General features: G+C 58.1%; 9 protein-coding genes. 7 read left to right on the top strand and 2 right to left on the bottom strand.

Translation table 11 applies throughout. The features are described from left to right. Nucleotides 1–3: 3 nt before the first annotated feature. From atpA to atpC, 4 genes are all read left to right on the top strand, one after another. On the top strand, nucleotides 4–1,560 hold the full coding sequence (gene atpA, locus AC5S26_RS27185; protein ID WP_494188094.1) for a F0F1 ATP synthase subunit alpha: 1,557 nt from the start codon (nucleotides 4–6) through the stop codon (nucleotides 1,558–1,560). Nucleotides 1,561–1,563: 3 nt separating this feature from the next. Next, a complete protein-coding gene (locus AC5S26_RS27180) occupies nucleotides 1,564–2,652 on the top strand; it encodes a F0F1 ATP synthase subunit gamma (RefSeq protein ID WP_494188093.1) in 1,089 nt (362 codons plus the stop codon). Between the two features lie 34 nt (nucleotides 2,653–2,686). Beyond that, on the top strand, nucleotides 2,687–4,129 hold the full coding sequence (gene atpD / locus AC5S26_RS27175; RefSeq protein WP_494188092.1) for a F0F1 ATP synthase subunit beta: 1,443 nt from the start codon (nucleotides 2,687–2,689) through the stop codon (nucleotides 4,127–4,129). 95 nt (nucleotides 4,130–4,224) lie between these two features. Then, a complete protein-coding gene (gene atpC, locus AC5S26_RS27170) occupies nucleotides 4,225–4,653 on the top strand; it encodes an ATP synthase F1 subunit epsilon (protein WP_494188091.1) in 429 nt (142 codons plus the stop codon). A 76-nt stretch (nucleotides 4,654–4,729) separates the two neighbouring features. Here atpC and aroE read toward each other — a convergent pair whose 3' ends face one another. Continuing rightward, entirely contained in the window at nucleotides 4,730–6,334 is a 1,605-nt protein-coding gene (gene aroE, locus AC5S26_RS27165; RefSeq protein ID WP_494188090.1) for a shikimate dehydrogenase, read from the bottom strand. Between the two features lie 176 nt (nucleotides 6,335–6,510). Here aroE and pgeF point away from each other — a divergent pair, with 176 nt between their 5' ends. From pgeF to AC5S26_RS27150, 3 genes are all read left to right on the top strand, one after another. Next, entirely contained in the window at nucleotides 6,511–7,395 is an 885-nt protein-coding gene (gene pgeF, locus AC5S26_RS27160; RefSeq protein ID WP_494188089.1) for a peptidoglycan editing factor PgeF, read from the top strand. A gap of 36 nt (nucleotides 7,396–7,431) precedes the next feature. Continuing rightward, nucleotides 7,432–8,055 carry a TetR/AcrR family transcriptional regulator gene (locus AC5S26_RS27155; RefSeq protein WP_494188088.1) on the top strand — a complete coding sequence of 208 codons (624 nt, stop codon included), beginning with the start codon at nucleotides 7,432–7,434 and terminating at the stop codon, nucleotides 8,053–8,055. A 102-nt stretch (nucleotides 8,056–8,157) separates the two neighbouring features. Next, nucleotides 8,158–9,774 carry a DHA2 family efflux MFS transporter permease subunit gene (locus AC5S26_RS27150; protein WP_494188087.1) on the top strand — a complete coding sequence of 539 codons (1,617 nt, stop codon included), beginning with the start codon at nucleotides 8,158–8,160 and terminating at the stop codon, nucleotides 9,772–9,774. A 7-nt stretch (nucleotides 9,775–9,781) separates the two neighbouring features. On the opposite strand, the gene AC5S26_RS27145 is transcribed toward AC5S26_RS27150, so the two are convergent. After that, the gene (locus AC5S26_RS27145) at nucleotides 9,782–12,865 is read right to left on the bottom strand and encodes an efflux RND transporter permease subunit (RefSeq protein ID WP_494188086.1); all 3,084 of its coding nucleotides are present in this window, start codon (nucleotides 12,863–12,865) and stop codon (nucleotides 9,782–9,784) included. Nucleotide 12,866: the final 1 nt, after the last annotated feature.

The following is a 12,866-nucleotide window of genomic DNA, read 5'->3' as shown; positions in this document are numbered from 1 at the left end:
GACATGGCACAGATCAACGCAGGTGAAATAACAGAGCTGCTTCGCCAGCAGATCGAGAACTACGAGCAGAAGATTCAGATCGACGAGGTGGGTACGATCATCTCGCTGGGCGATGGTATTGCGCGCGTTCACGGTCTCGACAAGGTCATGGCCGGCGAGCTGATCGATTTTCCCCACGGCATAGCCGGGCTGGCGATGAATCTCGACGAAGACCAGGTGGGCGCCGTACTTCTGGGCGATTACACGGTGCTGAAAGAGGGCGACCAGGTCAAGCGCACCGGGCGCATCATGTCGGTCCCGGTGGGCGAAGCGATGATTGGCCGCGTGGTGAACGCGCTTGGCCAACCCATCGACGACAAGGGCCCGATCGATACGGACAAGTTTCTTCCCGTCGAGCGGTTGGCGCCGGGCGTCATCTCTCGGCAGTCGGTTCGGGAGCCGATGGCGACCGGAATCAAGGCCATCGACACGATGATTCCGATCGGCCGCGGCCAGCGTGAGCTTCTGATCGGCGACCGCCAGACCGGCAAGACGGCAATCGCTCTCGACACGATCATTAACTCGGCGAAGAACGATCTGATCTGCATCTACTGCGCGATCGGTCAGAAGCGCTCATCGGTAGCCCAGGTCGTGCAGACGCTCGAAGAGAACGGCGCGATGGCCTACACCATCGTCGTCGCCGCGACTGCGTCTGAGCCTGCTCCGATGCAGTACCTGGCTCCGTTCGCTGCTACGGCGATCGGCGAGTACTTCCGCGACAACGGAAAGCACGCGCTGGTGATCTATGACGATCTCTCAAAGCACGCGGCATCGTATCGCGAGATCTCGTTGCTGCTTCGCCGTCCTCCGGGCCGCGAGGCATATCCCGGAGACGTCTTCTATCTCCACTCCAGGCTTCTCGAGCGCTCCTCGAAGCTTTCCGACCAACTTGGTGGCGGCAGTCTTACGGCGCTCCCGATCATTGAGACCCAGGCCGGCGACGTTTCGGCTTACATTCCGACCAACGTGATCTCGATTACGGACGGCCAGATCTTCCTTGAGACGGACCTGTTCAACTCCGGCGTTCGCCCGGCGGTCAACGTGGGTCTGTCGGTATCGCGCGTAGGTTTTGCGGCTGCGGTGAAGGCGACCAAGCAGGTGGGCTCGACCCTGAAGCTTGATCTCGCGCAGTATCGCGAACTGGCTGCCTTTGCCCAGTTTGGATCGGACCTTGATCCGGTGACCCAGCGCCAGCTGAATCGTGGCCAGAGGCTGACGGAGTTGCTGAAGCAGCCTCAGTTCCAGCCGCTTCCCTTCGAGAAGCAGGTTGCCATCATCTTTGCCGGAGTCAATGGCCTGCTGGATGACGTGAAGGTCTCGGATCTTCGCGCGTTCGAGGATGGACTTTATCCGTATCTCGAGTCCTCGGGATCGAATGTGCTGTCGGATATCGTCACCAAGAAGGCGATCGACGATGACATCAAGGGCCGCTTGATTGCGGGCATCAACGACTATAAGTCGACCTTCCTGGATCAGCGTAAGGATCAGCGCAAGGAGAAAGAGACGGCTCAGGCCAAGTAAACCATGGCAAACGTACTCGATCTACGGCGTCGCATCCGCAGCGTGAAGAACACGCGGCAGATTACGAAGGCCATGAAGATGGTCTCGGCTGCGAAACTACGCCGTGCGCAGGAGCGTGCATTACAGGCCCGACCTTATGCCCAGATGATCTCGAGCGTGCTCGAATCGCTGGTGCGGCGCTCGGATATGTACAGCGATGATGGAGATGTCCGGCACCCTCTTCTGGTGGAACGTGAAGAAAAGAATGTCCTGGTGGTAGTGATCGCCGGAGACAAGGGTTTTGCCGGCGCCTTCAATTCGAACATCACAAAGGCGGCACGGTCTTTTATTCTTGAGCGTCAGTCGCAGGGCCAGAACATCGATATCGAGCCAATCGGCAGGAAAGCTCGCGACCTGGTAGGGAAGAGATATCCTGCTGCGAACTACGAGAAGAAGGAAGAGCACTACGACAACGATCTGGCGACTCACTACGAGGTGATTCGTCACCGGGCAGCGCAGATTGAGACAACGGGCGATCATCCCGGACTTTTGAACAAGGTGGATATCCACGAGGTGAGCGAGATGGCTCACTCCATCGTGGATCGCTACACGCGGGCGGAGATCGATTCGGTTTACATCGTCTACAACGAGTTCAAATCGGTGATTGCGCAGAGAGTCGTGGTGGAGAAGCTGCTTCCGATCCGCAAGCTGGGATCGCACGAGATTACCGTTGCAGAGGAGATGACCGAGGAGCAGAGGGAAGCGGCTGCTCATGCGGCGAAGAGCTCCGGGGTGAGCCTTACAGTTCCCGAGGAGTCTGTAATCGAGTCGGAGGCCAAGAAGTTCGGCACCGCCGAGGTGGATTACATCTTCGATCAAACTCCGGAGAGGCTGTTCCGTCACCTGATGCCGAAGTACGTGACCACGCAGATCTTTCACGCCCTGCTGGAATCGGTAGCTGCCGAGCATGCGGCGCGCATGACGGCGATGGATTCCGCAACCAACAACGCCGGTGACATGATCGACGCGCTCTCGCTTGAGATGAATCGAGTGCGTCAGGCAGCGATTACGAAGGAAATTATTGAGATCGTGAGCGGAGCGGCCGCTCTGTAAGCAAAGAGGCAACCGCGGAAGAGAAAAGAGACCTATGGCAGAGAATATTGGAAAAGTCATTTCGATCAGCGGCCCGGCCGTTGATATTCAGTTCGAAGAGGGAAAGATGCCGGCCATCTACCAGGCTGTGCGCATCGTAAGCGACGGCTTCGACGTTCCCAATCCCATGGACGTGGTGGTCGAGGTGCAGCAGCACCTGGGCGAAGGCCGCGTGCGCTGCATCGCGATGGTGGCGACCGAGGGTATGGTGCGCGGCATGAAGGCAATCGATACCGGTGCTCCCATCATGGTTCCGGTAGGGCGTGAGACGCTCGGCCGGGTTTTGAATGTGCTAGGCCAGCCGGTGGACGAGCTGGGTCCGGTAGCAGCGAAGAAATATCTGCCGATTCACCGGCAGGCTCCGGCGTTCGATGAGCAGTCGACGTCTGAAGAGATGTTCGAGACCGGCATCAAGGTCGTCGACCTGATCCTGCCCTTCTTGAAGGGTGGAAAGATCGGCCTCTTCGGTGGTGCCGGCGTCGGCAAGACCGTCGTTATTCAAGAGCTGATCAACAATGTTGCCTCGAAGCACGGCGGTTATTCGGTGTTCGCCGGCGTTGGCGAGCGCACCCGCGAGGGCAATGACCTCTGGCACGAGTTCCAGGAGTCGGGCGTTATCGATCCCAAGGACTTCAACAAGTCCAAAGCGGCCTTGATCTATGGACAGATGACCGAGCCGCCAGGAGCCCGTTTGCGTGTGGCGCTGACCGGTCTGACCGTTGCCGAGAACTTCCGCGACGAGGAGGGCGCCGACACGCTGCTGTTCATCGACAATATCTTCCGGTTCACCCAGGCAGGTTCCGAGGTTTCGACGCTGTTGGGACGTATGCCTTCGGCCGTGGGATACCAGCCGAACCTCGCGACCGAGATGGGCCAGCTGCAGGAGCGCATCACCTCGACGAAGAAGGGTTCGGTCACCTCGGTGCAGGCGGTTTATGTTCCCGCTGACGACATCACGGACCCGGCTCCGGCGACGACCTTCGCTCATCTGGACGCGACAATGCTTCTTTCGCGTCCGCTTTCGGAGCTTGGAATCTATCCCGCCGTGGACCCGCTGACCTCGACTTCGCGTATTCTCTCGGCGCGTATCGTTGGCCAGGAGCACTACGACGTGGCGCAGGGCGTGAAGAAGATTCTGCAGCGCTATAAGGATCTGCAGGATATTATCGCCATTCTCGGAATGGACGAGCTCTCTGAAGAGGACCAGACGACCGTCAAGCGCGCTCGCAAGGTACAGCGCTTCCTCTCGCAGCCCTTCCATGTTGCCGAGATCTTTACCGGTATTCCTGGAGCTTACGTGAAGGTGGAAGACACGATCCGCTCGTTCAAGGAGATTATCGAAGGAAAGCACGACGATATTCCGGAGCAGGCCTTCTACCTGAAGGGCGGTATCGAAGACGTTCTGGCCGCAGCCGAGAAGATGAAGGCGACTGCGTAATCATTCTGGATACCCACCCGGATTCAAACGGGTGGGTCTTCAACAGATTTACCTTTGTTTCAGTGAATTTCTGGAAGCGTAGAGTTTAGACGAGCATGGCAGATACAAACCAATCCGGCCTCCTTACTGTCCGTCTGGTGACGTCGGACCGAGTACTGGTGGACACGACCGCGGAAGCGGTTGAGCTGCCATCGATGTCAGGTTACCTTGAAGCTCTGTATGGGCATGCACCGTTGCTGGCGGAGCTGGGAGCGGGAGAAGTGCGACTGCACGGCGGCGCCTCCGGGGATCAGATCTTCTTTGTGGCATGGGGCTTCGTCGAGGTTTTGCCGGAACGGGTGACGATTCTGGCGGAGAACGCCCTTCACCCCGAAGAGATCAATGTAGAGAGTGCGCGTACGGAGCTCGCGGCGGGCGAAAAGATGTGGCAGGAGGCGGGCGACGATGGCGAGAAGTATGACGAGGCCAACGCGCTGACTCGTCAGGCAGAGGAAAAGATCGCTTCGGCCGAAGGCCATCACTAAGTTTAGTTTTTTAGTTTCAAACGATAAGCCACCCTGGTCTTGGGGTGGCTCTTTTTTTCGTTTCCTGCGATAGACGTCAGGAGGCCTTCTTACGCTTCGGGGCAGTTGCCTTGGCTGCCACGGGAGTCTCTGCGACCGGGGCTTCTGCCTGTTGACGAAGGGCGTGGATGACGACTCGAAGCATCTCTTCCTCAGGGGCTGGCTTGCCGGTCCAGATTTCGAACTGGCGAGCTCCCTGCTGGACAAACATCTCCACCCCGGTGATGAAGGCGATGCCCTGTTGACGGGCAAGGCGGATCAATGGGGTTTCGAGCGGGTTATAGACCAGATCAAAGACCAGCCTGGTATTGAGGTCCTTTGCATCGAGGAGCGGGGCCGCCTTTTGGCCGGCCATACCAACCGGGGTGGCATTGATGATGACGTCGAAGGAGGATTTGGCCAACGCGTCTTTTTTGATGGACTTGGAGCCGGACTGCCGGGCGAGCTTTTGTGCCGCCTCGGCGGTGCGATTGAGGATGAAGACCTCTGCACCTTTATCGCGCAGGCCAAAGACAGCGGCGCGAGCGGCGCCTCCTGCACCCAACACCAGCACTTTGGCGTCCCGCAGAGACATCCGCTTCTCGAGAGGCCCTACGATGCCGGCGACATCGGTATTGAAGCCGTAGAGCTTGCCATCCTGAGCGCGCAGAACGGTGTTGCAGGCTCCAATCTTGGCCGAGAGGGGATCGGTGTGCTCCAGGTGCGCCATGATCTCCTGCTTGTGCGGCATGGTGACGCTGAGCCCCTGGATCGGAATTTCCTGGACAAGCTTGAGGAGATCGCTCACCTTGGCGGCCTGGAGCGCGAGGTAGACGGCATTGACCGTCTCCCGGCGAAAGGCCGTATTCATCATGATGGGCGAGAGCGAGCTTTTAATGGGGTTGCCGGCGACACCGTAGACTTTGGTGGCAGCGTCGACTTGATCGATTCGATAGGTCTCGATCAGGGTTCGTGCGGCAATCTGGCCCGGACCGGTCTCTTCTCCCTGGGTGGCTGCGGCAAAGGTGAATGCGGAGCCGGCACGCAGTCCAAGCACGCGGGAGATGATTCCAGCGTCGCCCATGCAGATGCCGATGATGTTGGAGTTCTCATTCATGCGCTCCAAAAAGCGCATCAGGGTGACGTTGTCGGTGAGTGTCTTGGCGGTGGGGACGATCTTGATGAAGTCCGGCTGGAACGGCGTGATGCGCTCGTAGATCTTGTCGAGATCCTTGGTCGCCGAGAAATCGTGATGACTGATGATCAGCGCGATCCCGGTCTCCCGTAGTTTCTGCAGCTCGCCCTTTTTTAGGGCTTCGGCGGATTCGAGCTCGAGGTCGGCGATATGGAAGCCGGCCCCAGAGGCTTTGGAGAGAATCTCCATCTCGGCGGCGAGAGGACCGGTGAACTTTCCGCCATTGGCCGTTCGTCGACAGGTGGCGATGCCGGTGGCAGCTGTGTTGTCGGAGAAGAACTGCTTGAACTTCGGCAGCGCGTTGAGGGGTTTGTCAAGATAATCCAGCCGGAATTCCAGAAAAGGAGTTTCTTTGACGACAGCGCTCGCTTTTTCTATCATTTCGGTCGCGGTCGATCCAATAATGGCGACGCAAACCTTGCCGATGCGGGTACGGAGAAGTTGTGTAGCTGCTGTGGGAGTAGGCACTTTCGCTCTCATGTCTGCAATCGCGGTATCTTACAGACCCTTGATCCCAGATGCAAATTTTGTTGAAAGAAAAGGTAGTTAGCCTTCGTGGCGTCAGTCCGATGCATTCCTTCTTTGAGAAGACGTGAACCAGAGGGAAAGGTCATCGCCACTTTCGATTTTAGAATAAAAGAATTATGGCGGAACTAGACATCCTGCAGATTCCGGAGTGGCAGAAGATTCTTTGGCTGCGTCATGGGTTCAGCGCTCGCGCGAATGGGATGTCGGTGGCCTATGGCGGTCAATCCTTGAACCTGGGTTGGACCAAAGAAGATGACCCGAGCGTAGTTCGAGAGAATCGCAGACTTCTAGTGGAGATGATCTCCAGAAACGATCTCGCACGAACGAAATGGAAGCTGGTAACTGCCCGGCAGGTGCACGAGAACCAGGTTGTCCGCATCGAGGCTGAAGATGCATTTGCGGGACGCCTGGAGACGCCGGAGGGCAAGGCGGTCCTGGAAGGAGATGGCTTGGTCACCGACAGGCCTGGGGTGCTGCTGGGGGCAGGCACGGCGGACTGTGTCCCGGTTCTGGTCGTCGATCCGCTCAGGCGGGCAGTAGGGGCGTTTCATGCGGGCTGGAGAGGGACAGCGGCACGGATCGCAGAGCATGGGGTTGAGACGATGCGGCGAGAGTATGGCTCGAGCCCGGAGGATCTGCTGGCAGCGATCGGCCCGAGTATCGGCGCGTGCTGCTATACCGTCGGTGAAGAGGTGAGAGAGACGTTTGAGGCCGAGTTCCCGTATGGGGCGGAGTTGTTTCATGCGAGCAAGGGGCCGGATGAAACAACTCCGGCTATGCGAGTCGATCTGTGGGAGGCGAACAGAAGGCAGTTGCTGGATGCAGGACTCTCATCAGAAAAGATTACGATCGTGGGAGAATGCACCGCCTGCACACGGGATCTCTCAGGAAAGCCCAGATATTTCTCGCATCGGGCCCAGGCGGGAAGGACCGGGCGGATGTTGAATGTCATTGGAATCGCCGAAGAGGATTCGTCATTCGGTCCCGTCACAATAAATTGAGACCATTTGGTTTCTTTATCATCATGAAAGAGAGCCATGAATAAGGGAGAAGAGACACGGCAGAAGATCATTGCAGCAGCGGCCCCTCTTTTTAACAAGCAGGGTTATGCCGGATGCGTGATCAAGGACATTATGGCCGCGACCGGACTCGAAAAGGGCGGCATCTATCGGCACTTCGAAAGTAAGGAGGAGATTGCCGCAGAGGCGTTTGACTATGCCTGGATGGTGTCCACCGCGCTTCGGCGTCAGGGCCTGGATGAGATTCCCGACCACGTCGACAGGCTGAAACATCACGTCGCTGGATTTGTTCATCGATCAAGCATTCCGGGTGGATGTCCCCTGTTGAATACCGGAGTGGATTCCGACAATGGAAATCCGATTCTGCGAGAGCGAGTCCGGAATGCCTTAAAGGGATGGCAGAAGATGTTGCGAACGATTCTGGCAGATGGAATTGCGGCTGGAACGGTTCGAGACGATGTTGATATTGAGAAGGTTTCGAGAGTGATCATCTCCGGGCTTGAAGGCGGGATGCTCATAAGTCGTATTGAAAAGAACGATCAGGCCCTTCAGGATGCGATGGAACACCTCGACGCTTATCTGGAAACACGCGTCCGGGCGCATGCGGCGAAGGGGAAAAGCCTACAGTCCTCAGCGCGATAGAATTCTCGCCGGTTTAATCGAATCCACAAGCGCCTCAATCGCATCACAACTGTGTTCCTAAAGAGACCAATCGGTCTCAATTCTTGAAGCAGAAGGGGCACAATGGGCGCGGTTCAAGTACTGCCTCAGCAGCAGGCTGCGAAAGTCGCTAAGGCGGTGAATCCATGGGTCGTCGCCCTGACAGTTACCCTGGCGACTTTCATGGAGCTGCTCGATACGTCCATTGCGAACGTATCGCTTCCTCACATCGCCGGTGGGCTGGGGCGCAGCTTCGACGAGGTTACCTGGATCCTTACGACGTACCTGGTGGCCAATGCCGTCGTTCTGCCGATGAGCGCTTGGCTGAGCCGTGTCTTCGGGCGCAAGAACTATTACATGGCGTGCGTGGCGCTGTTCACGCTGACCTCTTTTTTCTGCGGAATCGCACCCAGCCTTGGAGTGATGCTGCTGAGCCGTGTCTTGCAGGGGATCGGTGGGGGAGGGCTCGCTCCAGTGGAACAAGCCATCCTGGTCGACACCTTTCCCCCGGCGAAACGAGCTTCGGCCTTCGCGCTCTATACGGTGGCGATCGTGACGGCTCCGGCGATCGGTCCTGTCCTTGGCGGGTGGATTACGGACAACTACAACTGGCGCTGGGTCTTCCTGATCAACATTCCGATCGGGCTTCTGTCGCTCTATCTGACGAACCGGTTCGTCAGCGATCCCCCTGCGTTCAAAGAGGAGCGCGAGAGCGCCCGCAAGGGCGGAAGGTTGAAGATCGATGGGGTGGGGATCGGCCTGATCGCGCTGGGTTCGGCAGCGCTCGAGATCATGCTCGACCGAGGCCAGATCGATGACTGGTTCGGCAGCAGCTTCATCTGCTGGCTATTTGGGATAGCGCTGGTGTGTTTCGCCGTGGCGATCTATTGGGAGTTCAAAGTGGATGACCCGATCCTGGAGCTTCGCCTGTTGCGCTATCCGAATTTTGCGATTGCCTCGGTGTTCTACTTCACCTTTGGCTTCGGGCTGTTTGCGACGACGACGATGATTCCGCAGATGCTGCAATCGCTGTATGGCTATCGCGCTATCGATGCAGGGCTGGTGCTGGGGCCGGGAGCCTTTGTCATCACGCTGCTTGCTCCGGTAGGAGCAATCTTGGTGCAGCGTGGGATCGTAGGTTCTCGAACGCTGCTGACCTTCAGCCTGGTGACGGTTTCTGCTTCGATGATTTATTACAGTGGCCTGACTCTTCAAACGGACTATCGGCACTATGCGCTTGCGCGTGCATTTCAAGGATTGGGGTACGCTTTCTTCTTCGTCCCGTTGAGCATTTTGGCTTACTCTCAATTGAAACCGAATGAGAACAATCGCGCGTCGAGCCTAACCAACCTGTTCCGTAACTGGGGAGGAAGCTTCGGGATCTCCTTTGCAACGACGCTGAGCGAGCGGCGCCAGAGCTTTCATCAGAACGTGATGTCGGCGAATCTACCTGCTTCGGGCGCGTGGTTGCAGGATTCGATTCACAGGTCCACGAACTACCTGATGAGTCAGGGATTCTCCCACGCGGACGCAGTAAGAGCCTCTTACCTCCGTTACTACAATCAATTGACGGCGCAGACCAGCCTGCTTGGCTTTCTGGATGTCTTTCGCGCGATTGGCTGGGTGACCCTGGCGGTTACGCCGCTGGTCTTCTTCATCCAAAAATTCAAAGCCGGCGGCAAGCCCTCGGGAGGACACTGAGCTCGGATTACTCCGTCTCAGTGTCCGCACCGTGCATGGGCGAGCGTCCAGGGGGGCGACGCAGCAGCAGAGGCATCACGAAGAGGATGGCGATGATGGTCGTCGCCATGCCTCCAACAACGACGCGTGCCAGCGGTTGCTGTGCCTGTGCTCCGATTCCGTTGGAGACGGCGGCGGGAAGCAAGCCGAGCCCCGCTGCCATGCAGGCCATGACGACGGGACGCATCTCGTCGACGCAGCCATGCTCGAGGCCGGTTCCGTCGACGCTCTCGCGTTGAGCTCGGCGGACTCCCGACATAAAGACGACGGCTCCCAGCGTGGCTACGCCGATCAGGGATGTGAACCCTACCGCAGCCGAGATACTGAAGGCGGTATGAGTGAGGAAGAGAGACACCGTACCGCCTACGGCAGCGAAGGGAAGGGTGGCGATTACGATGAACGCATCCTTCCATGTGCCAAATTGCATGTAGAGCAGGATGACGATGATTGCCAGTGAGATGGGAATGATGATGGCAAGCCGTGCCTGCTCTTTGCGGAGGGAATCGAACTCACCGGCCCAGGTGTAATCGTAGCCAGTAGGCATCGGAACCTTCTGTTTCAGCTTCGCCTGGAGATCGGTGATTGTGGTCGCGAGATCCCGTCCGCGAACGGAGAATTTGATAGGGATATACCGTCGGCCTGCTTCGCGGAAGATCTGGAAGCTGCCTTGGCGAATGGAGACATCGGCGATCTGAGCCAGCGGAATACGGCTTCCGTCAGAGGTGGGAACAAGAATGGCCCGAATGGCCTCTGGCGTCGAGCGATTGTCCTCGGGATAGCGTACGGTAAGGTCGAAGCGTCGATCGCCCTGGATGACCTGGGTGACTGGAGCACCACCGACAGCGGCTTGTACCACGGCGTTGATATCTCCGGAGAGGATGCCGTAACGAGCCGCTCGTGCGCGATCGATCTGGATAACCAGCGATGGCTGACCGCCCACCTTGAAGACACCCACGTCGGCAACACCCGGAACGGTCTCCATGGTCTTTTCGATCTTGCTTGAGAGTGAGGTGAGCGTGTCGAGGTCGTCACCGAAGAGTTTGAGTGAGTTCTCTCCTTTGACGCCCGACATTGCCTCTTCGACGTTGTCCTGGATGGCCTGGGAGAAGTTGAGCTCGATGCCTGGGAAGCGCGAGAGACGCCGATTCATCTCGTCGATCAGCTTTGCCTTTGTGAGTCCCGGGCGCCACTCTTCCTGCGGCTTAAGCGCGGCGGAGATTTCGATGTTGTTGAAGGTGGAGACGTCGGTGCCGTCGTCAGGCCGTCCCATCTGCGAGACAGTTTGGGTTACCTCGGGAGATCTGGCGATCTCGGCGCGTAGTTGATCGGCGAGGTGGGCTGAGGTGTCGAAGGAGACATCCTGTGGAAGTGTGGCTCGAATCCAGAGGTTTCCTTCTTCGAGAGGAGGCATGAACTCACCGCCGACCAGCATGAAGCAGAGCACGCCGATGCCGAGCATCGCTGCGGCACCGATCCATACCAGACGCGGGAAGTGAAGCGCGTGGTGCAGGGCCTTTTCATAGGTGTTCTTGAGGCCGCGGCTTAGCCAGGTGTAGCCGTCGCCTACCTTCTGTTCAGCCGGTGCGGTCATGTACCCCAGCACTGGAGCAAAGATGAGCGCGAACAACAGAGCACCCATCAGGGCGAATCCATAGGTGACCGACATGGGCGAGAAGATCTGGCCGGCCACGCCCTGCATGGTGAAGAGTGGAATGAAGGCGATCAGAATGATCGCTGTCGAGAACAGCACGGGACGAGCGGCATCGGTGACACCCTCGACGATAAGGTCGCCAGTCTGCTCGCCCGGCAGCCGGCGTGTGAGCTTGCGGTAGATGCTTTCGAGCACGATGATCGACGAGTCGACCAGAATGCCGAAGTCGATGGCGCCGATGGAGATGAGATTTGCCGAGCGTCCGCTGAGCACCATCATGCCGAAGGCAAAGAGCACAGCGAAGGGAATGGTGACTGCGGCGATGAAGGTGATACGCAGATCGCCGAGCATGGAGAGCAGCACCAGCGTGACCAGCACAAGGCCGGTGAGGATGACCTCGCGAACCGTATGGGTGGTGCGGTTGATGAGATTCGTACGGTCGTAGATCGTGCTGATGTGCATGCCCGGAGGAAGGAGGCTACCCGTGTTGAGGCTGGCGATCTTTTCCTTGAGGGCCTTCAACGCTGGAAGAGACTTCTCTTCCTTCTGAAGGAGCACGATTCCGAGAACGATATCGTTCTCCTTATTGCGGCCGACCTCACCGAGACGAGGCTGGGAGCCTTCCCGGACTTTGCCGATGTCTCCTACCGTGATGGGGGCGCCGTTCTTTTCAGCGACTACGATGTGGGCGATGTCGTCGGTACTATGGACTTGTCCAAGGGCGCGAACGTTGACGTTCTGATTGCCGAGCTGAAGGTAGTTTCCTCCTGCGTTGGCATTCGAAGACTGAATGGCGTTGAGCACCTGCGGCAGCGTGACTCCATAGCTGAGCAGACGGTCCGGATCGGCTTCGACCTGATACTGGCGCGTGCTTCCGCCGAAGGTCGTGATATCGATGATTCCCGGAACCTGCTTAAGCTCGCGGCGTACCAGCCAATCCTGCGTGGCCTTCAGCTCATTGAGCGTGTAGCCACGGCCGGTGAGCTGGTAGCGGAAGATCTCGCCGATAGGCGACCACGGAGAGAGCTGTGGTTGCAGGGCATTGGGAAGCTGCAGCGTCTGGAGGCGGTTGAGGACCTCCTGACGGTCGCGGAAGTAGTCTGAGTCGAAGCTGAAGTAGAGCTTCACATCGGAGAGTCCGAAGATCGAGATAGAGCGGACCTGATCGAGGTGTGGCGTTCCGTTCAGTGTTGTTTCGACCGGGACCGTGACCTGCTGCTCCATCTCTTCTGCAGACCAGGATGGGTTCTGAGTGATGATCTCGACCAGCGGTGGCGAGGGATCGGGATAGGCCTCGATGTCCAGGCGCGACAGGGCGAAGCTTCCGGCAGCCAGCATCACTGCGAAGAGAATGAGGATGATGGCACGATAACGTATGAAGAGGCGAATCAGTCCTTGCACG

Source organism: Edaphobacter sp. FHG110511_03 (genome assembly GCF_059115365.1).
Note: the sequence above shows the minus strand (reverse complement) of the source record. Positions and strands in the feature narration are given on the sequence as shown.